Origin of the sequence: Enterovibrio litoreus (genome assembly GCF_045679545.1) — a bacterium.
Taxonomy (GTDB): Bacteria; Pseudomonadota; Gammaproteobacteria; order Enterobacterales; family Vibrionaceae; genus Enterovibrio.
The window spans coordinates 1,149,843-1,171,474 of the sequence record NZ_CP166194.1 but is presented as its reverse complement, the minus strand read 5'-3'; the positions used below and the strand labels follow the sequence as shown (position 1 = coordinate 1,171,474).

The window sequence follows — 21,632 nt, the reverse complement described above, 5'->3', positions numbered from 1 at the left end:
AGAGATACGACAAGCCAGAATTTAGCTAAGATCGAAAATAGTACTAACAAACTATGACCATACTAGCAGATCGTGTATCTTAGGCCGTCTTAGTTTTAACAGGGATTATCGACGCTCACTTATGAATATCGCCTTAGTGGTTGGCTTATGTGTCATCCTGCTCGGTCTCATTGTTGGCTACAACATCATGGCCCAGCAGCGTCAACGTGTAGAGTCATCAAAACGCCAGGAAATGGCAAAATATATTGCAGTTATTGATGCCACTGAAGAGTTGATCGGTAATGCTCACAATTTGCCTTATAGCGGCACGCTTCTGGTATGCCTAAACCAGAAGATACTTGACGCTTTAAAAACGATGCACGACATCGACAAGAATGATCGATCGCTTACACAGCGTATCGCAGATGTTCAAGCGCAAGTGAATCAAATTAAACAAACCTATCAAAACAAAGAGTCTACTTCTTTTCGTGTTCCAGACAGTGATCGTGAAGCGATCTCGATGCTCAAATTGGTCAAACGTTTAAGAGCAGTTATCAAAGCAGAACACACCAAGGGACGGCTTCCAACACAAGCATTTGTCGCGGAAAATTCTCGCTTGGAACAAATGCAAATGAAGATTAACATCGAGAACGTGCTCAAGCGCGTAAACGACGCTAAGATCAAAGGTCAGATGGGAACCGCACAACAATTGCTGAAAAAAGCACTTGATGTAGTAAGCACCAAAAGCGACCCTTATTGCCAATCAGCCAAAGAAAGTCTTTCTGCCATGCTTGAAGAAGTAAACGCAGCACTGAGCAAAGGACACGAGGCCAACAGACCTAAAAACGATGAAAATAAAGAGTTGGATGAGCTGTTTGCACCGAAGAAAAAATGGTAATTTGACCACCATCGTTAAAGAAAAAGCCCTCAGGGGCTTTTTTTTGTTAAAACGCACCGCACTCCCCTTCACATTCTTCAATGCCTAACGCACTCATTGGTATACTCACTCCATAATTAATTCACGACATGAAATATTCGTGCAAAATTGCGCATTTTATCGCTAAAGAAGTGAATATGAGGTGCCGATAACTCTCATTGATGTCAAAATCGCTGGCTTTTATAGATTTCCCTCATGGGTTTATTTTGAGTGTGAAATTAAAGGCTAGCATGACTTTTAGTCTTTCTGTTTAAAGACTGCTGTAGAGTGAGAGAACAATGAAGTTGTCCGTCGTACAAAGAACCATCGCAGGTTTTGCCTTAATGTTTGTGTTAATGGCACTACTTAGCAGCATTAGTTTGTTCAACGCTAAAACCTTGCAAGGAAAAGTCGAACAAATTACCAACCAATCCACCCCTATGGTTGTTGCATCAGGAGATTTGATCACCCAATTGATGCGAACTAGCCTACTGATTAGAACGTTTCAAAACGACCCGACCAGTGCCGACAGCATTGATCGCCTGCTTGAACGCCAACAACAACGTTTCTTTCAAACGCTCAGCCAAGCCCAGCAAAATGTGCAGCATGAAGACGAACGCAGACAGGTTAATGCCATTCATCAGGCTTCAACCCGCTACTTCGAACAAGCTCATAAGCTCATCGACCTACAAAAACAATCGAATACGCTGGTTGATCAACGCCAAGCGTTAGATCTGCAATTTCTTCGCTTAGAAGACACGTATCAATGGGCTGCGAACCTGTTACTGCAAAAAGCGGCTGTAAAACGCTCACTGCATAACCGTGCTGAACTCATCACCAGTGGTATTGCTCGCGACATGAAATTGCTTCGCCGTGCCAATCAAGATACCGATCTTAATCAACTTCGTGACGCCCTTTCGAAAGATATCGAAATCGCATTTAAGCGCCTTGAGCGCATCTCTGTCGAAGCCGATGTCAAAGCCCGTTATTCGCGAAATTTGAAAAAAGTAGAAGCTCTGACGTTGGCAGAAAATGGTGTACTTGATGTCATGGCTCGCCAGCAACGCATCAATGCGCAGCTTCAAGAGGAAATCGCACGAACTGATGCACAAATGGATGATATTCAATCGCGCCTGCAAGCCTACGCAGACTTTGCACACCAGTTGGCGCAAACCAGTCGTGATGATGCTGAGACCGCAGTGAGTGAAGCGCTACTGTATATTATTGTGATGACGTCTATCGCCGCAGCGATCAGCCTTTGGGTCGGTGTTAGCACAACGCGTAGTATCCAAAAGCCGCTTGCGCTTATCACCAACGTCCTAAGCCGAATGACCGATGGCGACATGCGTACGCGTGCGAACTATCACGCCAGCGACGAGTTCGGCGAATTAAGCCGCTCTATCGACATGCTTGCAGACACCATGTCACGTACCTTGGCGAAATTTGGCGATGGTGCACAGCACTTACTCAACGAAGCCAGCCGCGCAGCCAGTGTCAGTGACACTGCGATGACTCGCGTAGAAGACCAGAAATCACGCACCGACCAAGTGGCGGCAGCGATTTCCGAGATGGAGGTTAGCGCCAAAGAGATCGCTCGCTCAACAGAACTCACCGTCGCTGAAGTCGAAAACACCAACCAGACAGCAAATAGCGGCCGATCACAAGTCTCTCTAAGTCGCCAGCTCACCGAACAGCTTTCTAGCAACATTGACGAAGCGGTATCTAATACCCAACAGTTGAACCAATACTCCAACAACATTGGTTCTATCTTGCATGTCATTCAAGATATTGCCGAACAAACCAATTTGCTTGCTCTGAATGCCGCCATTGAAGCAGCACGAGCAGGCTCTCACGGCCGAGGTTTTGCGGTGGTTGCCGATGAAGTGCGTGCGCTGGCAACTCGTACACAGCAGTCCACGGAAGAAATTCAGCAAATGATCAACAACCTGCAGGGCAATGCGTCACGTATGGCAGAGACCATGAGTACCAGCCAGAAGCAGATGGACGATTGTTTAACCCAAACGCGACTCACTGACGAAACCCTGCAAGATATTGTTGCGCGTATGGAAGCGATTCAAGACATGGCCGTCCACGTCGCCCAAGCAACCGAAGAGCAAATCAAAGTCAGTCATGAAGTCGCCGAGCACATTAATGGCATTGCTCACGTTGCATATGAAGCAGAAAAAGATGCCCGTGCATCAGCATCAAGCAGCGAGTCCTTAGCCAACCTGGCTCAGGATCAGCAAAACCTGATATCGAACTTCCGCGTTTAAGGATTTGAGAATGAAACATGCAGTAAAACTATCTCTCGCAGCCTTAGGACTTGCGGTAACGTCATTTGCACATGCTCAGACCACATTGGTGATTGATTCTTGGCGCAGCGACGACAAAGTTTGGAACGAGAAAATCATCCCTGCTTTCAACAAGCATTATCCGACCATCAAGGTTGAGTATCGCTCACCTGATGATATGGATGCGTCAAAGTGGAATGGTGACATGGAGCAACGCTTTGAGCAGGGTGCTGCAGGTGACTTGATTGCTTGTCGCCCATTTGATGGATCGCAAGCACTGTTTCAACGTGGCCTACTGAAAGAAGTGACCGAAATGGAAGGCATGGAAAACTTTCCGAGTTTTGCCCTTGCACCATGGCAAACCGATTCTGGTGCCCAGACTTTCTGTTTGCCGATGGCATCCGTTATCCATGGTTTTTTCTACAATAAAGATATTTTCAAAGAACTTGGTCTAAATGTACCTGCCACCAATGCTGACTTCTACTGGTCACTAGAAAAGGCCAAACGAGCAGGGTATTTGCCACTGGCTATGGGAACAAAAGACAAATGGGAAGCCGCCACCATGGGCTTTCAAAACATTGGTCCCACCTACTGGAAAGGCGAAGATGGGCGTGATGCTCTGCTCACAGGCAAAGAGCGAATGGACAGCAAGCCTTATCGTCAAACCCTGAGTGAGCTGGCTAAATGGGCCAAGTACATGGGTGAAGATTTTGACCAGCGCAGCTATGCCGATTCCTCCGCGGCATTTGCAAGCGGCAAAGCTGCTATCTACCCTGCTGGATCTTGGGACATCATGACCTTCGCCGGCAAGATTGACATGGGTGTGTTTCCACCGCCTGTTGAAAAGAAAGGAGATGCTTGTTATTTCAGCGATCACACAGATTTAGGTATGGGGATATACTCGAAATCGAAGAATCCAGAGGCGGCAGAACTGTTCCTGAAATGGATGACCACCGCTGAATTTGCCGAGCTTCTGACCAATGAAATTTCGGGATTCTTCTCACTCTCTAACCACTTTTTTGATGTGAAAGACCCTATTGCACAAGAAATGCTGTCGTGGCGCGATAAGTGTGACTCCACCATTCGTAACTCCGCACAAGTGCTATCGCGTGGAGAGCCAAACTTGGAGCTGGAGATTTGGGAAACGTCGGTCGGCGTCATGGCGGGACAAATGTCACCCGCACAGGCTGCCAATCAATTGCAAAAAGGCCTAGAAAGCTGGTATTTGCCGCAAAGAAACAGCACCAAGTCTGTGTCTAACGCGGCATGTAACTGCTCTCCTGTGGTTCAATAGCGTCCAAAAGAAACCAAAGTAGCGACGACCTATAACCCGACCTTTGCGTCGGGTTTTTCGTCTCCATCAGGTAAGCATCGCACTGACTGACGCTTGTTGCAGTAAGGTATCAGCGGGTTACCACTGTTGCATTTAGGCGCTAAAAGCCAACACAACACACACCTAAGTCATCGTCTTTTTACCTGCCAATAACCCTTAATTCCATATGGGAATAAGATATTTAGTTTTCATCTAATTACCCATAGCAACAATTGATCTCATTCACGTTTAGCTTTTCCGGGCTCTCTATAATCCGCTTCGACTTCCACTTTTAATGATGAAGACCTATGAACACAGAAGAAAACAAGAGCGGTCAAGCTCGCGTTGTAATGACAAGTGTTATCGCCGTATCGGCGCTGATTTTCGTTTCTCAGTTTGTTATCGGCACCCAAAAAATTGACATGGGATTCGCCACCATTTCCATACTCCCTATGCTGTTTGCCGTGATGCTTGGCATGTTGCTATCGGTAAATTGGACCAAAACAAAAATCAAAGTATGGGGCAAGGTGTTCACTGCCAAAGAAGAAGGCTTCTGCGGCAAAATGGTTGGCTACTGTTTGCTCGTTCTTGGCACACAATATGCGGGAATGATCATCCCTAACCTAGACATGATCATCGATGCAGGTGTCCCTCTTCTTTTCCAAGAGCTGGGTAACCTACTTCCCATTCTTATCGCCGTACCACTAGCAGTGAAATTCGGCTTTGGCCGTAAGACCATTGGCGCATGTTCATCCATCAGCCGCGAGCCATCGATTGCCGTGGTTCAAGGTAAATTTGGCACAGGTAGCCCTGAGTATGTTGGCGTATTGGCTATCTACTTGTGTGGTTCGGTTATCGGTACTTTGTGGTTCAGCGTACTAGGCAGTATTGCACCACTGACAGGTCTTCACCCGCTCGCACTGGCCGCTGGCTCAGGCGTGGGCAGTGGCTCAATGCTGAGTGCCGCATCAGGCGCACTAGTGTCAGGCCTTGAGCCTGAAATGGCGAAGCAAGTACTGAGTATTGCCGCCGCTTCTAACCTGCTTTCTTCTGTACTTGGCGCACTGTCGCTGACCTTCTTGGGTCTGCCACTTGCTGAGTTCGTTTACAAAATTTGCAACAAAGGTAAATAAGCCATGAACGCCATTCTTAATGATATGAAGCTGGTTTCTCTCGCGATTGTACTAGCCGGATTTACCCAGTTCCTGACTAACGGCACGGCACCAGTAGAAATGGTAAACAGCTTTATTGCCATGTCTGTGATTGTCTTTTTGTCACTCGTGGCGAAGAAATTTATTCCCTCTTCGCTACCTACTTTTGCCTACGCAACCATTATCGGCATTTTAATCTGTCTGCCTGACACCGTTATCCGCACTTACTTCCTTGAGTCAATCGGTAAGATCCAATTCCTATCAGTGTGTGTGCCATTGCTAGCATTCGCTGGCCTGTCAGTAGGCGGACAGATGGAAGAACTGAAGAAGATGTCTTGGAAGGTTATTGTCATCTTCCTCATCGTTGCCACCAGCTGTTTCTTTGGCGCATCAATGATTGCCCAAATCGGCTTCCAAATGAAAGGAATCATCTAATGTCAGCGAAATACAGCCAATTTAATCTAGACGGCAAACTACTCGAACTACATGCTTTCAGCGTGAACACTCGCCGTGATTTGCACCAGATCCCAGAAGCATCAGGCCAAGAATTTAAAACCACGGCTTACTGCCAAGCACTGATGACAGAGCTAGGCTATGCCCTAACCACGTACGAAGGTTTTACTGGCTTTATTGCTGACCTAACTATCGACGAGAACTTGGGTCGAGTGGCTTTCCGTGCTGACATGGATGCATTGGAAATGGACGACATGACAGAGAACGACTACCGCTCTCAGCATGAAGGCCGTTCACATAATTGTGGCCACGACACGCACATGGCAATCATCTTGACCACGGCTAAATACTTGTCAGAAAACAAGGATTCGCTGAAGCACAACGTACGCTTTGTGTTCCAAATGGCGGAAGAAGACATGCGCGTTCCAGGCGCAAGCAAGATGGTTGAGCTGGGCTGCATGAACGGCGTGTCCGAAGTGTATGCTTTGCACAACGATGCGGCGCTTGAATACGGCATGGTCAAAATCAACAACGGCATCATGTCTTCTTATGGTTCAGCATGGACCTTGGATGTTCACGGTGTATCGGCACATGGTTCAACGCCGCAAAAAGGGCTAGATGCTATCCGCGAAGCGAGCCGCATCATCATGGACATGGATTACATTGTTGCGAAACGCACCAACCCATTCAGCCCTGCGGTGTTTGGTTGTGGCATGTTCAATGGTGGTAGTATTCCAAACGCGATTCCTGACCATGCTCAAGCACGCGGCACCATCCGAGCTATGGATGCAGAAACCGATCAGATCCTAAAAGACAGCTTCGATAGCATCGTAAAAGAAAGCGAAATCCGCGGTTTTAAAACCACCATGGAATGCGAAGGCTACCCTGCAGTGATTAACCACCCTGAAGCGTATCAACGTGTTGTTGATGCGGCTCGTGAAACGGTGCCAACGGATCGTCTTGACCCGAACGGCAATCCAATGACGGGATCAGAAGATTTCAGCCTGATGGTGAACGCAGCAGAAAATCAAAAAGGTGCCATGTTCTTCCTAGGAAGCGGCAACAAAGAAGCGGGAATTTGCAACTACCTGCACGCGAACCCTTACTACGTGGATGACGATTTCTTGTTAATTGGCGCACAGTTGTTTATCCGTATCGCCTGCTCATAATGATGCAATAGACACCACGCCCCTTTTGCAGGGTGTGCGTAAAAAAAGGCCTGATGTCTCCATCAGGCCTTTTTCATTTTTTGTCAGATCAATCCCTGTTAAACATTTTTCACACACATCACGTGATAAATGCCGTCGTGCAACTCAGTACCTTCTGTTTCTTTTTCAAAGCCTGGGAATTCTTCATCCCATACTTCTAGACTCTTAAGGTATTTGATTTGCGGACTGTTTTCGTCACCGAAGCTCTCGCCCGACATCAACATTGGGATCCCCGGTGGGTACGGAATAACCGCGTTCGCGGCAACGCGTCCAACCAATTGAGAGGATGGCACCATTTCCACGTTATCTGCCACAATCGCTTCAAATGCAGCATGGGGAGTCATGATGGCTTCTGGCAACGTCTCATACGCCGCATTGAGCACTTCACCAGGATTATGTTGTTTGAGGTAGCCGAAGATCTTGTCCCCAAGATCTTTCAAGCCCAAATCGCCGTAAAAATCAGGGAAAGCAGCAACCAGATCTGGCAGTGCTTCTTCAAGTCGGGTGTTGTCATCGTAATGGCGTTTGAATGCCATCAAGGTGTTGACCAAGGTGGCCCACTTACCTTTAGTGATCCCCATAGAGAACAGGAACATCACTTGGAAGTCTGTAGTACGCGTTGGCACAATGCCAAACCTTCCGAGATACAGAGTCACCAATGCCGCAGGTACGCCGGCATCAAGCAAGTGACCATCATCGCCCATACCGGGTGCCAGAATACTGACCTTGATCGGATCGAGCATGCACCAATCGGCAGGCATATCTTTGAAACCATGCCAGTTGTCATTTGGATGCATTACCCATGCATCCTGGCTTTCGCACAGCAAATCGGCTGGCGCATCTTCAAAGGCATAGCTTTGACCTGATTCAGGATCTTTGACCGTTTCCGCATTCCACGGTTTGAAGAACCAGTCGCCACTATCATTAAATTCACGGTTTAGCCGCCCCATTGCCTGACGGAAATCTACCGCTTCGCGTATCACTTCCAATGTCAGAGAATGACCACGATTGCCATCCATCATAGAAACAGCAATATCATTCGAGGCACAGATTGCATACAAGGGCGAGGTCGTTGCATGCATCATGTACGCCTGATTGAAGCGTTCAAAACTGATCGCGCCTTTACCGTTTCGGACATGGAGGAAGGAGGCCTGAGATAAGGCATTCAGAAGTTTGTGGGTTGAGTGCGTTGCAAACACCGTTGGCCCATCAGGGTCTTCCACAGGGTCACCACGCATGGCGAAGTGATCTTCGTAAATAGGGTTGAAGCGGGCATAACCATACCAAGCTTCATCAAAGTGAATGCGATCACTACTCTCAGCGAGAATGTCCTGCGCCTTTTTCGCATTGTAACAAAGGCCATCATAAGTACAGTTGGTCAATACCGCATAGACTGCGCGCTGATCGGCATAATCTTTCGTCAATGGTTCTGATTTTGCGCGTTGTTGTAACACACTCTTCGACAGTTGGTCTGGAAAGATAGGGCCAATAATGCCGTAACGGTTACGTGTTGGAACCAGATAGACAGGTCGCGCACCCGATAGCATCAGTCCCTGCTCGATAGATTTGTGGCAGTTACGGTCACAAATTACCAAGTCATTTGCCTTCATACAGGCAGACATAATGGTGCGGTTAGAGCCAGAAGTCCCTGTGACCAACGAATACGATTGATGCGCACCAAACACGCGCGCGGCATAACGCTCACTTTCTCCGAATGCACCAGTGTGGTCTAACAATGAACCCAAGCTGCCGCGCTCGATCCCCATATCAGTACGGAACAGACCCTCACCGTAGTAATTATAAAACCGCTGACCCGCAGGGGTTTTAGTGAAACCAACCCCACCTTGGTGACCTGGAGCAGCCCATGAATACTCATGAATATCGTCGTAGTTCATCAATGCCGCCATCAGCGGCGGCAGGAGTTGCGCACGATAACGTGTCATGGCAGCAACGGCACGGCCTGCTATGAAATCTGGCGTGTCTTCTAGAATCCACGCAAATTCGTCCACGTTTTCCATCATCTCACGCGTGACATGCAGGGTGATTTTTTTGCGTTCTGCTAGCAAGAAAACCGGGACGTTTTGCTGTCTTTTATTTAACTTTTCGATGAGAACATAGAAACGCTCATTTTCTTCGCTTTGAGAGCCGCTCATGGCCGAAGTCAGCATGAGACAATCTAGCGCTGTATTGGAATTAATCATGGAATAGCAATCATCGAAACTGTTCGCAACCATAACCCGGCTGCCACTATTTTCGAGTTCAGCAATCAGCCTTTCAATGGCATTGCCGACGACACCCTCTCTGTGGGCTTCTTCTAAAATCAATACGTTAAATTTCTTTCCATAGGTTTTCATAGCCCTGCTCCGGCAATGTACATGAAGAAGAGTGGCTCAAATGCAAATAAGCCACCTTCAACATAGAAGAGCGCGGGATAAGACAAAGTCGCAAAATAGACATTTTAAGTAAAAAGGTGAATAACAGCTTTTTGGACATGGTCAGTTCAGAAATCTAGCACGCGATTGAACCTGAACGATCCGAAGAGAAATTATCCTCCCAATCGTTTTATCGCAGATCTGTCTTGTAAAAGAATCAATTTGTCATGGTGACAACATCTATTTTCAATTCGACGGTAATCACGTTTTTCACATGGCTTCTAACTCAGTTCTCGTTAACGCAGCAATGGAGTGGCCGTTCGAAAAATAGTTAGAAGATTGGGCGTTACCGTATTTCGCACCAAAAAATCACGAGGCGGAGAATTAGCATGGCATCTGAAAAAAATAAAATGGGATTGGTCGGTCTCACAACCATTGTGACCGTCAATATGATGGGGTCAGGCATCATCATGCTGCCGGCCAGTCTGGCCCAAACTGGGGCCATATCACTGTTATCGTGGATCGTGACGGCAATAGGCGCAATGTGTATCGCTTATGCCTTTGCTAAGTGCGGCATGTACTGTAATCGAGATGGGGGGATGTCTGCATATGCCGATGAAGCGCACGGAAAATCCGCTTTCTTCATTGCGTCATACACTTACTATGTATGCTTAGTAATCAGTGCCGTGGCCATTGCCGTATCTGCTGCTGGTTATCTCGTTCCTTTCTTCCCTTGGATTAAAACCACCCCTTACCACACTTTTATTGCTGTAGTGGGCATCCTTGTTGTCACTATGGTCGCTAACTTTTGGGGTCCGAAACTCACTGGTCAAATCTCTGCCGTCACCGTTTGGGGGATCATTATTCCCGTGGTGGGGCTCTCCATCGCAGGTTGGTTTTGGTTTAAACCCGAGGTATTTGCAGAAGCGTGGAACCCTCACCAAGATACTACCGTCACCGCCATATCATCCGGTATTGCACTAACGCTTTGGGCCTTCTTGGGTATTGAATCTGCGGGGGCCAACTCAGGAGCGGTGGAAAACCCCGAAAAAAACGTCCCCTTAGCCTGTATGCTGGCAACCAGCTTTACGGCCATTGTGTACATCGCATCAACGTCGGTGATTCAGGGCATTATTCCCAATGAAGAACTGGCGAAATCTGATGCACCGTTTGGCCTTGTCTATACCTACATGTTCAATGAAACCGTCGGACAAGTTATTACTGCGTTAGCGGTCATTGCATGTATCGGTTCATTGCTTGGCTGGCAATTTACGAATGCCCAAGTATCAAAAGCGGCGGCTGATATTCGTCTTTTCCCGAAAGTGTTTGGTGAAGTCACCAAGTCAAATGCGCCAATTAAAGGCATGCTTATCATGCTTGGGTTGGAGCTTTTGCTCGCCATTATGACCATCTCGCCAAACTTGGTCAGTCAGTTCAATATCCTGCTCAATCTGGCCGTGTTTATTAACATGGTGCCTTACATTTTGTCACTCACGGGTCTTGAAGTCATTTTGCGTAAGCAAAATCTGAGTGCCAAAGAATACAAAACTGGGGCGGCTATCGGTACTTTTGCGGTGCTTTACAGTATTTACGGCGTGTATGCCTGTGGTCAATCTGCCGTATTCTATGGCGCGATTTTGACGCTACTGGGTTACATTTTCTATGGTTTCATTGCCGCACGCGACACCAAAAGTGGCTCAGTCGCCTAGGAGATGAATCATGTTTGATATTGCAAACCTCACGAAGACTTCGACTCGTTTAACCACGTTTGGATTGACGATATTTTTGATGGGTGGTGTCATGCTGGCACATGCCACAGAAGAGGTAGACGTCAGTGAAATGGTTGAAGTGGAATCCGACCCAATGACGGCAATTGAAGTGATCATTGGAAAGCGAATTCCTGACACTGTCATAGAAGGCGAGCGACCGCCGCATGTTTATCGACCCCGGACGCCGATTTTCCATCACCACCATCCTGAGAATGAGTCTGTTCCACCCAAGATCACCAAGCATTTGTTGGTCGATCACCCTGAACTCAATAACAACAAGGGACGGATCATCCGTACACTGCCAAATAGCGATACAACGGATTCAAGCACAGGTGATAGCTCAGAAAATTAAGGTTCTTCACCCAATAGTCGTTTCCTGACTATCTAATAAAAAACGCCAGCGTCTAACCGCTGGCGTTTTTTGTTTCTTGAAATGACTGTTTTGTTATCGACGCTCTGTTCGCTAACGATAACGACTGACAAGCCTTTCACAGCCAAATTTTCTGTTCTCAGTAAACGGGTAATTCAAGGCCTTCAAATAATTTGTCTACCTTCTCGCTGCTATTTTGCATCAAAACGCTTTCCATCAGTGTTTTGGTTAAGTGCGGCGAGAACGATAACAAGAAATCATACATATAATTTTGCAGCAAAATGTCTTTTGAAAAACAGATCCATGCGCTCGATGGCTCAAACAAATGATCAAGGTTGATGTATGTCAGCCCGGTATTTTCGATGTCTCGCGCCGCTAACGTGGAAACGATACCAATACCAAAACCAAGCTGAACATAGCGCTTGATCACATCTGCATCCATCACTGTCATAAAGTAGTTTGGTGAAATACCAAGGCGACCAAAGGCTTCATCTTGGGTTCTACGCCCGGTTGAGCCAGGTTCATAACTCAGGATCGGATATTCTGCCAATTGCTTCAACGTCGGCTTGCTGACGTGAGCCAGAGGGTGCTCATCTGGCACCACCAGCCCTAGCGTCCAAAGGTATGCGGGTAAAACAATCAAATCATTATCCGCACCCACATCATGAGCGACGATGGAAAAGTCTGAATGACCTTTACTAATGATTCCTTTGGTTTGCAATGGCAGCGTGGGATGCAAATGGAAATTGATATTGGGGTACTTTTGCGTGAAGTAAGAAACACTGTTTGGCAGCAAATAACGTGCAATGGTGTGCGTGGTATAAATGTTCAGCGTACCAACGCTCGGATCAAGATGCTCGTTGGCAAGCGCCTTTATTTTTTGTTCAAGTGCCAGCATACGCTCAACTTGCTCAAGAATGCGCTCACCAATTGGCGTGACGCCGCTTAAGTTTTTGCCTCGTCTCTCAAAAATCCGAACACCCAATTCTTTTTCTAGCAACCCGACTTGTTTACTCACACCTGGTTGCGTCGTGAACATCGACTGCGATGCAGCGGACACATTTAAATTGTTGTCCTTTATCGCTTTTAGATATTTGAGCTGTTGAAGTTTCAATCCCTTACCTCACACAAAGACATTCGCTTTAGATCCTAAATTTATAAGAGCCAACTATTTTAAACAAGCTGCATACCCTCAAAATGCTCTATTTATGGCAAATAATTCGCTTTTCTTGACTAGGTCAGGCACAAAAAAGCCCGTATTTCACGGGCTTAAAATGCAAATTCAGTGAATAAGTGCACAGGACACTATTCAAATTGATCGAGAAGACTGTCGCTCGCTTGTTCGATTAAATCCAACGCGCGTTCGAACCCGTGTTTTCCACCAAAATAAGGATCGGGAATTTCATCAAACTCACCGGCTCCGTGACTGAGAAATAGCGACACTTTTTGACGGTATTCAGATGGGCATATATCAATGAGATCCGCCAGATTGGCTTTGTCAGCAGCAAGAATCAAATCAAAGCGCTCAAAGTCCGCGACTTCTACTTTACGAGAGGACATGCCGGAGAAGTCATAGCCCCTCGCCTCTCCCGCTTCTCGACTACGAGAATCTGGCTTTGCGCCCGTGTGATACCCAATCGTCCCTGCAGAGTCAACAATCACATCCAAACCGCGAGCCGCCGCTTTGGCTCTTAAAACAGCTTCTCCAGTAGGCGAACGACAAATATTGCCCATACAGACGACGAGAATTTTCGGTTTATTATCATTGCTTACAGACATTAGATCTCCATTCCTTCATCACGTTGCAACCACTCTAACGAATGAAGGAACGGAGCGCAAAGCAGGTCAGAATCTGATATCAGAAATTTTGATCCAAGAATGTGCCAAAGGACGCCCATGATCGCGTATCAGCGACGTCACGATAACGCGGCGAATCAAATACAGTGAAGGCGTGTGGTGCACCGGAATAGACTTCAATCAAATACGGTACTTTCGCTGTTTCCAACTGTACAGACAGGTCAGCAACATCTGTCATGGGAATACCGGAGTCAGCACCACCATGCGCAATAAAAATAGGCGCCGTGTTTTCAGGGTAGCTTTGTTGAGCAGGCGTTTTTAAGCCGCCGTGAAATGTCGCATAGCCGTTCACGCCTTCAGCTTTACCGGATCGCGCCAGTTCAAGCGTGGCAGCACCACCGAAGCAATAGCCAGCAACCACAACATCGTCCACCCCCATTTCACGTGCTTTGTCTATCCCTGCCAAAATAAGGGCGCGCATTTTGTCTCGGTCGTTGTATAACTTGCCCGTTTCTGCCTTTTTGGCATTGGTATCAACTGGGCGGTTTCCCTTGCCATATAGATCAACCGCAAATGCGTTGTAGCCCATCTCAGACAGCATATTTGCGCGCTTTTGCTCATATTCTGTCAAGCCATCCCAATCGTGAATAAGAATCACCGAACCTTTTGCCGTTCCGACTGCTTTCGCATAGTAGCCCTCCAAATCCATACCGTCAGATTGATAATCAATACTCTGACCTGCAAACGCATTAAACGATAATCCCAATATCACCAGTGCTAGTCGTTTCATTTCTCTATCCTCCGTGCGAGCCCACACTTAATCTTAGTTGTTTGTTTTCTGTACGAAGATAAAAAGCAAAGCGTTCAGGTGCATGAGAAATCTTTTGCAACGACACAATGTCAACACTTCCAAATATGGTGAGGTTTGTTATGTTGTGATCCAAATTTCTAGGTGGCTCATACTGGTGAGCCTACTGAAAAACCAACGATGTAAGAAAGGACTGCGGAATGAGCGACGAGCGTTATAAAGCCCGACAACAAAAAGTGAAAGAAAAAGTGGACGAGCGTGTTGCTGCTGCACAAATAGAAAAGGGCTTGCTGCTGGTGATTACCGGTAACGGCAAAGGCAAATCGACTTCAGGTTTTGGCGTGGTCACCCGTGCGACTGGACATGGGCAGAAATGTGGCGTTGCACAATTTATTAAGGGTACGTGGGAATGTGGTGAGCGTAACCTGCTACAAAAATGTGGTGTCGAGTTCCATGTGATGGCGACTGGGTTTACGTGGGATACCCAAGATAAAGAAAACGACACGCGCGTTGCTCAAGAAATATGGGCCGAGTGTAAGCGCATGCTGGCTGACCCAAGCTACGACGTGGTCTTGCTTGATGAGATGACCTACATGGTCACGTATGGCTACATCAACCTTGATGAAGTGGTCGAGGCGCTGGAGAACCGTCCTAGCGAGCAGTCTGTGGTTATCACAGGCAGAGCGGCACACCGAACGCTAACTGACATGGCAGACACGGTGTCAGAAGTACGCAATGTAAAACACGCTTTTGATTCCGGCGTAAAAGTACGCAAGGGTATCGACTGGTAACCCGCCAACCAAAACGCCCCGCAAATTCTGTGGGGCGTTTTCTTCTTAGTGACAAGATGTTACTCACGTCGCGACTTTGTTTGCAAACAAACTGAGCTTACGCAGAGGTATGCGGCACGAACAGTTCGCTATGAATTGTCCAGCACCGTTTCGTCGTCACGGTAGCAGTCAAATTCATTACACAGCAACGCATCAATACTCTGCACACCTAACAATCGCATCCAAAGCGCAGGAATTTGTCTCGGCAACAACGGACCAGGGTCTAACTGTTCTGGCGCGACCAGCTGCCACACTTGTTGATCACTCTTTTCTGCCATCACAAACCGGAAAGGATGATACATCGCCATACCCAAGCGAAGGTCTGTCGCTGTCAGCGCATTCCCCTCTTGCCTAAACTGCACAAAGCCACGGGTAAAGGCATTAAATTGTGTCAGCAACTCTGGCTCGCTCGGGAATGGCCATTCGCCGCGAACCATTGGTAACCAATCAATGGTTGGGTCTTCATCACGCAATGACGTTAAGCCTTCCCAGTATTTGTCGTCATCAAGCACAACAAGACGCCACAACACGGTATTGAACGGGGTCGGTGAAATAAACACAGGCTGACCTTCCAGATGAGTACCCGCGAGATTCTCTTCCACGCGATCTTGGATTTGGCCAAGCGCAACCAGCGACCACATCAAGTAAAGGCTTGATAGCGCTAAGCCCGCACCACACAGCTTGGCAGCCCGGCTTCGCCAGATAAAAGCGGCTAACACGGGAATAAGCAGTGGCAAGGTATAGAGGGGATCAATGATAAACATACTGGAAATCGCCACAGGCGCGACGTCTAACGGCCAAAACAGTTGCGTACCGTAAGAGGTAAAAGAATCCAGTAGCGGATGAGTCACCAAGGCCGCCGTAATTAGCGTCAACAATTGAACAAACGGCCATGAAGCGGCGAAAAATCGTTTCCAAATAAGAGTGAGCAACAGAGCAAATGGAAACAGCACAAACAAAGAGTGACTAAAACCACGATGCTTGATCATGTTGGAGATGGGATCACCATAGTCGAGTACCACATCCAGATCGGGGAGTGTACCCAGTGCCGCGCCAGCGATCAGTACTTTTGGTGTGCAGCGTTTACCTGCGACTAACCCTGCAACTGCAGCGCCTAGGGCTGCTTGAGAAATTGAATCCATTTCCGCTGATATTCCTTGTTGTTTTGATTGTCGGGAACAGAACCCACGATTCTAGCGATCCCTGCCGATAGTGAAAGTCATTCCTTGTGATCAAAGCGTTAATTATTGTTTCCGCCACGTAATCTCGATCAACCTAATGTTCGATCAACCTAGAGAGGCTCAGGTATAAGTTCTGCGTTACGGCTCTCAACAACTTCACATCACTTTCTGTAGGTTGATAAGAACAACCATAAGGAGGATTCAATACGATGCCAGGAAAAGTTTCGGATTACATGACACGAAAACTGATCACCGTTAGCGCAGAGATGGGCGTGCGCGAAGCTTACTTTCTTATGAGAGATAGCGACATTCGTCATTTACCTGTCACACAGGACAAGCAACTGGTTGGCATAATCAGTGATCGACAATTGCGCCGTCCAAATTGGGCTGATGAGGCACCTGATATTGAGCACCCCTACCTGCTTTCAGACGACCTGACTGTGGGGGATGTGATGATTAAAGATGTCATTACATGCAGAACGTATGAAACGCTGTCTAAAGCCAATCAAGCAGTATTAGAACACAATGTTGGTGCACTCCCCGTGCTGGATAAAACCGACGAGTTGGTAGGCATCCTTTCTGCCGTTGATCTGCTCAAAGCGCTTCAAGACATGCTTAAAAAAGAAAAAAGCAGTAAGAAGCAAAAAGCTTAAGCAGCTAAATACCCACGCTCGAAGATAGCAATCAGGTATGAAAAAGCCGCTTAACAGAAATGTCCAACTTTACGGGGTCACTTCACTAGGCGGCTTTTTATTGATTTGTGAATCTTAGCGGTTTTAGTTAAACAGCCCTTTCAGTAACTTGTCAGCAGCCTGTTTTACTTTGTCATCGCCAGCTTTGTCTCCCAGCAATTTTTCCAAACCGCGTTCAGCTTCTTTGCGGACTTTGTCTTCCAGCACTTTGTTACTGGTCAGCAGCGCTTTAACATCAAGATTGTAACTAGGCGCTTGCCACGTGCCGCCGATTTTAACCGGAATGGTGACATCTTTTAGCTCGTCGACATCTTTGCCGCCCTGCCCTTTACTGGTGCCGACTACCGAAACAAACACTTCAAAATCAAGACTTTCTTTGATTAAGTTTGTCTGTCCTTCACTGCGGATACGCAAGGCGGGTGCTTCCATCTTCATGTTCCGTGTTGATGCGATGCCGTTGCCAAGATTGAATGTGGCGGTTAATCCGCTGAAATCTGTTTTTCGGGTTTCCTCAACGTATTCTGCTCGCTGACCTTTCAACGCTGCTTTGGCTTCTCGGATCATTTCAGGAATGTTGATACCGTCAATTGAGCCATCCTCAAAGTTAATCGCTACAGTCCCTGTAATCCCTGTGCGAAGGCGTTTTTCAGATAGACCAGCACCATTGACGTTAACATCAATATTGCCTCGACCAGATAGAATGTCTTGATTGGCAGCATCCATCAGCAATGGCTGAACATCGACGTTTTTGATACCTTTCGTGACGCGATAGCGAGCGGGTGTCACCGTTGCGTCCAATGACCCCTGTGCCGCCACCGTGCCGCCGTAAAGCTTGGCGTCAAATTGGCTCAAATTCACTTTGCCGCGATTCACAGCAAATGTCGTCACCACATCGCTGACTTTGACATTGTTGGCCACAAACTGGCCAATCGTAATTTTGCCCGCGACATCCAACCCTTTCAGGGCGGAAAGATCAGGTTCAACATCACTCAATGGTGCTTTCTGTCCTGCTGGTGATTGTTCGCCCGAACCAGAACCTGCCGGCGCGCTTGTTTTTGACTCAGCAGGCTTAGCCGCTTGCTGGTTTCCAAGGAAAGCATCGACATCGATTTTAGGACTACGAAGGTCAAATCGAACCGCTGGGATATCCGCTAGAGCAACCGACGCATTCCCATCTACCACCAGTTCATCTAGATTGGCAACCAATTGGCTTAGGGTTAATTTTTGTGCTTTGTTGTCAAAAACGGCGTCACCTTTTAGCCCAACCTTCATTTCTGGCCGTGGTAAGGATTTTCCATTCAGTGTCGTCGTAATATTGATGCCAGAAGCACGAATAATGTCGATGTCCTTATCAACCGTCACAGACACCTTGCCTGATGTATCAAACACCAAGTCATTAGCCTGACCTTTGGCCGAGAACTCAATAGCCGCTGGTATTGCTAAAGCAACTTGGTCAGCAGTCAGCGATATGCTGTCCAGTTTCATGCTCGTATCTTGGAGGGTTGCTGAGAGGGAAAGCTGGCGAAGCTGAGAGTCCATCAAAACTTTCTCTAGCAGGGCTTCGGTGCTGCCCTTGGCGGTGAATGCCATCGCGTTTTGTTTACCAACGACATTAAACTCGACGGGGACCCAAAGGCCGGTCGCCAGTTTGCCGATGTTTAGGTTTAGCTTGCTGATTTCACTCACCGCATGGGTTTGGTCATCTCGCACAACGGCGCTGGCATCAACCAAATCTAAACCACCGATAGCGATGGTCCACGCGTTTGCAGTGCCACTGTCTTTGGCTGGCTCAGAAGAAGGTGAAGATGCTGGCTCGTTAGCGGCAGTGTCAGAGCCATTTTGCGCCGGTTGTTCTTCACCCGCTAAGCCATCGAGGTTACTTTTGCCATTCGGCAACGTTTGAATGAATACATGTGCGCCATACAGACTAACCACGCCAATATCGAGTGTGTCGGACATAAGTGGCATCACGGCAACTGACATATCCGCACGATCGAGTTTCAACATATCAGGCTCCGCAAAGCCTTGTGGGTTTTTGAAAGCCAGTTTTTCAACCGATAAACCCAAGCTTGGCCAGAAGCGCCAGCTGATATCGCCATCGATCACCAGCTCCCGACCCGTGGCTTTTTTGACTTCGTCAGCAATCAGTGGCTTAAAATCATTGGGGTTAATGACAGCAACAAGCACGCCTATCGCTACCACCACCAATAGCACCAGTCCTAGCAGGATGTAGAGAAGCTTTTTCATGATGACAATCAGTTCCTTGTGAGATGCATTTTAGATAACAGTAAAAGCCTAACGAATTATGAAGCAAAATGCTGCATCACATATTCTCGTTTCCGCTTTTTCGCATGATAAAACACGTAAAATCAATCTTATTGAAGCCATTGAGCCACAGAGCCTAGCTGATCTTGGTGGTTCACTTTTGTCATTTACGATTGGAGGGGCACTGCAGGGCAGCAGGATGTGAGAACTCGATGAATTCTATCTGTTGAATACCCAGACGATTCACTTAAAGTCACATTTGTCCGGAGCATTGACGCAGAGTCGTGTTATTCAGTTTATCTAAGTAACAGATAGCAAAAAGCCGGACTTCGCCGGCTTCTTGTTGATTATGATTTTAGCAGTTTTGCAATGTGTGCTTTTAGCACATCAATCGCGATGCGGTTCTTACCACCGCGCGGGACAATAATGTCCGCGTACTGTTTAGATGGCTCAATGAACTGCATGAACATTGGGCGGACTGTCTTCTGATACTGAGCCAGCACAGATTCCATAGTGCGACCACGTTCAGCAACGTCACGCTTAACACGGCGGAGCAAACAAATGTCTAGTGGGGTATCCATAAAGATGCTCGCGTGCATCAGTTCACGAAGACGAGGATCTGTCAGCAATAAAATACCTTCCAAGATGATCACTTTCTTAGGCGTCAACGTGGTGGTTGCTTCCATGCGCGTATGCTCTGCATAGCTGTATTGCGGTACTTCCACCGCCTTGCCTTCCATCAGGGCTTGGAGGTGCTTGCAAAGCAAGTCATGGTCCAGCGCTTGAGGATGGTCGTAGTTAGTTTTAACGCGATCTTCCATGCTTAGGTGACTTTGGTCGCGATAGTAGCGATCTTCCGTGATAACACCGATCTGATGATCGCCGACTTTTTCCCTTAATTCCTTATAAATAGTGCTGGCGATCAGACTTTTACCGGATGCAGATGCGCCTGCAATACCGATAATGACACATTGGTTGTTGTCACTCATATACGAATACCCGGAAGTTTGGCGAGAAATAAACCGCCTGATTATAGGGAGTTGGATGCGCTCGCGCCATCTAAATATGTGATGAAACTCTCAAATAAAAGCAAACTGAGCAATGTTTCATCAAGGTTCATTGGCTTTGCGCATCAATTCACTCTTTATTCGCAGAGCGCCACCTAATCCTTCAGGGTGGTAATTGAGATCTGCTCTGCGATGGGTTCACCGCTCCAATAAAGATGACAAGCGATTCTCAGCGCCAATTGACGATATACCGCAGCGTGCTCACTCTCAGGCTTCGAAGCCACAGTTGGGCAGCCAGCATCAATGTCTTCGCGAATGCTCATGTGCAATGGTATTTGCGCGAGAATCGACAAATCGAGGCTCTTCGCCATTTTCTCTGCACCACCCTGACCAAATATCGCTTCGTGATGCCCGCATTGGCTACAAATGTGATAACTCATGTTCTCGATAACACCGAGCACCGGCACGGCCACTTTATCGAACATGGTCACGCCTTTAATCGCATCCGCTAATGCCAGATCCTGAGGCGTTGTCACCACCACAGCCCCCGTGATAGGGAATTGCTGCGCCATACTTAGCGCAATATCGCCTGTTCCCGGTGGCATATCCACCACCAGATAATCCAAATCAGGCCAACGAGTTTCATTCACCAACTGCGCGAACGCTTTAGATGCCATAGGGCCACGCCACACCATGGCGTTTTCGTCGGGCACAAGATAGCCAATAGAATTGCTAAACAAACCGTGCGCTTCTACAGGTTCCATATTCTTGCCATCAAGCGTGACGGGCTGCTTCCCCTTTGTCCCAAGCATTATCGGCACAGACGGGCCGTAAATATCTGCATCCAGAAGACCGACTTTTGCACCCTGTGCGCTCAGTGCCAAAGCAAGGTTCACGGAGGTCGTCGATTTCCCCACTCCGCCTTTTGCAGAACTCACGACAATGAGATTCTTGACGCCCTTTATTGGTGATTTTTCACCAGCCTTCAGCGGAACGACGCGCTGTTGAATAGAGATTGCAGGGACCGCGTATCCATTGGCTTTTTGTGCGCCTAACCAAGCATCTATTTCAACCATGAGATCTTTGGCCGCAAAGGGAAAAGTGATGCTCACTTCACCTTGCTTGGATTCGGTCACAATGCCGGGATGACTCGCCCAGTCAGGGATCAAAGCGGGGTGTTGAAACTGGTTAAGCAAAGTAATGACGTCTGACATATCCCTCTCTCTATTAA

General features: G+C 47.5%; 18 protein-coding genes. 10 read left to right on the top strand and 8 right to left on the bottom strand.

Annotated features, from left to right (window positions below):
- The first annotated feature begins 121 nt into the window (after positions 1–121).
- From AB8599_RS05125 to AB8599_RS05100, 6 genes are all read left to right on the top strand, one after another.
- Positions 122–877 carry a DNA repair protein gene (locus AB8599_RS05125; protein ID WP_407332699.1) on the top strand — a complete coding sequence of 252 codons (756 nt, stop codon included), beginning with the start codon at positions 122–124 and terminating at the stop codon, positions 875–877.
- Between the two features lie 317 nt (positions 878–1,194).
- Positions 1,195–3,168: a methyl-accepting chemotaxis protein gene (locus AB8599_RS05120; protein WP_407332698.1), complete on the top strand. Its 1,974-nt coding sequence runs from the start codon at positions 1,195–1,197 to the stop codon at positions 3,166–3,168.
- Between the two features lie 10 nt (positions 3,169–3,178).
- Positions 3,179–4,480: an ABC transporter substrate-binding protein gene (locus AB8599_RS05115; RefSeq protein WP_407332697.1), complete on the top strand. Its 1,302-nt coding sequence runs from the start codon at positions 3,179–3,181 to the stop codon at positions 4,478–4,480.
- Between the two features lie 326 nt (positions 4,481–4,806).
- The gene (locus AB8599_RS05110; RefSeq protein ID WP_407332696.1) at positions 4,807–5,631 is read left to right on the top strand and encodes a DUF3100 domain-containing protein; all 825 of its coding nucleotides are present in this window, start codon (positions 4,807–4,809) and stop codon (positions 5,629–5,631) included.
- A 3-nt stretch (positions 5,632–5,634) separates the two neighbouring features.
- The gene (locus AB8599_RS05105; RefSeq protein WP_407332695.1) at positions 5,635–6,084 is read left to right on the top strand and encodes a hypothetical protein; all 450 of its coding nucleotides are present in this window, start codon (positions 5,635–5,637) and stop codon (positions 6,082–6,084) included.
- Positions 6,084–7,271: a M20 family metallopeptidase gene (locus tag AB8599_RS05100; RefSeq protein WP_407332694.1), complete on the top strand. Its 1,188-nt coding sequence runs from the start codon at positions 6,084–6,086 to the stop codon at positions 7,269–7,271. Before AB8599_RS05105 ends, AB8599_RS05100 begins: the two co-directional genes overlap by 1 nt.
- Before the next feature lie 98 nt (positions 7,272–7,369).
- On the opposite strand, the gene adiA is transcribed toward AB8599_RS05100, so the two are convergent.
- Entirely contained in the window at positions 7,370–9,664 is a 2,295-nt protein-coding gene (gene adiA / locus AB8599_RS05095) for an arginine decarboxylase (protein WP_407332693.1), read from the bottom strand.
- Between the two features lie 407 nt (positions 9,665–10,071).
- On the opposite strand from adiA, the gene potE reads away from it, so the two are divergent.
- The gene (potE, locus tag AB8599_RS05090; protein ID WP_407332692.1) at positions 10,072–11,391 is read left to right on the top strand and encodes a putrescine-ornithine antiporter; all 1,320 of its coding nucleotides are present in this window, start codon (positions 10,072–10,074) and stop codon (positions 11,389–11,391) included.
- Between the two features lie 10 nt (positions 11,392–11,401).
- Positions 11,402–11,803 (top strand): hypothetical protein, encoded by a 402-nt coding sequence (locus tag AB8599_RS05085; protein ID WP_407332691.1) that lies wholly within the window; start codon positions 11,402–11,404, stop codon positions 11,801–11,803.
- A 157-nt stretch (positions 11,804–11,960) separates the two neighbouring features.
- Here AB8599_RS05085 and AB8599_RS05080 read toward each other — a convergent pair whose 3' ends face one another.
- From AB8599_RS05080 to AB8599_RS05070, 3 genes are all read right to left on the bottom strand, one after another.
- A complete protein-coding gene (locus AB8599_RS05080; RefSeq protein ID WP_407332690.1) occupies positions 11,961–12,935 on the bottom strand; it encodes a LysR substrate-binding domain-containing protein in 975 nt (324 codons plus the stop codon).
- A 191-nt stretch (positions 12,936–13,126) separates the two neighbouring features.
- Positions 13,127–13,600 carry a low molecular weight protein-tyrosine-phosphatase gene (locus AB8599_RS05075; RefSeq protein WP_407332689.1) on the bottom strand — a complete coding sequence of 158 codons (474 nt, stop codon included), beginning with the start codon at positions 13,598–13,600 and terminating at the stop codon, positions 13,127–13,129.
- Between the two features lie 79 nt (positions 13,601–13,679).
- Positions 13,680–14,408 (bottom strand): dienelactone hydrolase family protein, encoded by a 729-nt coding sequence (locus AB8599_RS05070; RefSeq protein ID WP_407332688.1) that lies wholly within the window; start codon positions 14,406–14,408, stop codon positions 13,680–13,682.
- Between the two features lie 218 nt (positions 14,409–14,626).
- On the opposite strand from AB8599_RS05070, the gene cobO reads away from it, so the two are divergent.
- Positions 14,627–15,217: a cob(I)yrinic acid a,c-diamide adenosyltransferase gene (gene cobO / locus AB8599_RS05065; RefSeq protein ID WP_407332687.1), complete on the top strand. Its 591-nt coding sequence runs from the start codon at positions 14,627–14,629 to the stop codon at positions 15,215–15,217.
- Positions 15,218–15,345: 128 nt separating this feature from the next.
- Here cobO and AB8599_RS05060 read toward each other — a convergent pair whose 3' ends face one another.
- A complete protein-coding gene (locus AB8599_RS05060) occupies positions 15,346–16,398 on the bottom strand; it encodes a metal-dependent hydrolase (RefSeq protein WP_407332686.1) in 1,053 nt (350 codons plus the stop codon).
- Between the two features lie 248 nt (positions 16,399–16,646).
- On the opposite strand from AB8599_RS05060, the gene AB8599_RS05055 reads away from it, so the two are divergent.
- Positions 16,647–17,090 (top strand): CBS domain-containing protein, encoded by a 444-nt coding sequence (locus AB8599_RS05055; protein WP_407332685.1) that lies wholly within the window; start codon positions 16,647–16,649, stop codon positions 17,088–17,090.
- Between the two features lie 123 nt (positions 17,091–17,213).
- Here AB8599_RS05055 and AB8599_RS05050 read toward each other — a convergent pair whose 3' ends face one another.
- The 3 genes from AB8599_RS05050 to apbC form a co-directional block, all read right to left on the bottom strand.
- Positions 17,214–19,376, bottom strand: a complete 2,163-nt coding sequence (locus AB8599_RS05050; protein ID WP_407332684.1) for an AsmA family protein — start codon at positions 19,374–19,376, stop codon at positions 17,214–17,216.
- Between the two features lie 365 nt (positions 19,377–19,741).
- Positions 19,742–20,383 (bottom strand): uridine kinase, encoded by a 642-nt coding sequence (udk, locus tag AB8599_RS05045; protein ID WP_407332683.1) that lies wholly within the window; start codon positions 20,381–20,383, stop codon positions 19,742–19,744.
- A gap of 173 nt (positions 20,384–20,556) precedes the next feature.
- Complete coding sequence (gene apbC, locus AB8599_RS05040) at positions 20,557–21,615, bottom strand: iron-sulfur cluster carrier protein ApbC (RefSeq protein WP_407332682.1); 1,059 nt, start codon at positions 21,613–21,615, stop codon at positions 20,557–20,559.
- Between the last annotated feature and the right edge of the window lie 17 nt (positions 21,616–21,632).

Coding starts and splice junctions, on each gene's coding strand:
- apbC (WP_407332682.1), bottom strand. CDS start 21,615: ATGTCAGACGTCATTACTTTGCTTAACCAGTTTCAACACCCCGCTTTG.
- AB8599_RS05070 (WP_407332688.1), bottom strand. CDS start 14,408: ATGAAACGACTAGCACTGGTGATATTGGGATTATCGTTTAATGCGTTT.
- AB8599_RS05115 (WP_407332697.1), top strand. CDS start 3,179: ATGAAACATGCAGTAAAACTATCTCTCGCAGCCTTAGGACTTGCGGTA.
- AB8599_RS05125 (WP_407332699.1), top strand. CDS start 122: ATGAATATCGCCTTAGTGGTTGGCTTATGTGTCATCCTGCTCGGTCTC.
- AB8599_RS05120 (WP_407332698.1), top strand. CDS start 1,195: ATGAAGTTGTCCGTCGTACAAAGAACCATCGCAGGTTTTGCCTTAATG.
- cobO (WP_407332687.1), top strand. CDS start 14,627: ATGAGCGACGAGCGTTATAAAGCCCGACAACAAAAAGTGAAAGAAAAA.
- AB8599_RS05085 (WP_407332691.1), top strand. CDS start 11,402: ATGTTTGATATTGCAAACCTCACGAAGACTTCGACTCGTTTAACCACG.
- AB8599_RS05050 (WP_407332684.1), bottom strand. CDS start 19,376: ATGAAAAAGCTTCTCTACATCCTGCTAGGACTGGTGCTATTGGTGGTG.
- adiA (WP_407332693.1), bottom strand. CDS start 9,664: ATGAAAACCTATGGAAAGAAATTTAACGTATTGATTTTAGAAGAAGCC.
- AB8599_RS05105 (WP_407332695.1), top strand. CDS start 5,635: ATGAACGCCATTCTTAATGATATGAAGCTGGTTTCTCTCGCGATTGTA.
- AB8599_RS05100 (WP_407332694.1), top strand. CDS start 6,084: ATGTCAGCGAAATACAGCCAATTTAATCTAGACGGCAAACTACTCGAA.
- AB8599_RS05060 (WP_407332686.1), bottom strand. CDS start 16,398: ATGGATTCAATTTCTCAAGCAGCCCTAGGCGCTGCAGTTGCAGGGTTA.
- AB8599_RS05075 (WP_407332689.1), bottom strand. CDS start 13,600: ATGTCTGTAAGCAATGATAATAAACCGAAAATTCTCGTCGTCTGTATG.
- AB8599_RS05055 (WP_407332685.1), top strand. CDS start 16,647: ATGCCAGGAAAAGTTTCGGATTACATGACACGAAAACTGATCACCGTT.
- AB8599_RS05110 (WP_407332696.1), top strand. CDS start 4,807: ATGAACACAGAAGAAAACAAGAGCGGTCAAGCTCGCGTTGTAATGACA.
- udk (WP_407332683.1), bottom strand. CDS start 20,383: ATGAGTGACAACAACCAATGTGTCATTATCGGTATTGCAGGCGCATCT.
- potE (WP_407332692.1), top strand. CDS start 10,072: ATGGCATCTGAAAAAAATAAAATGGGATTGGTCGGTCTCACAACCATT.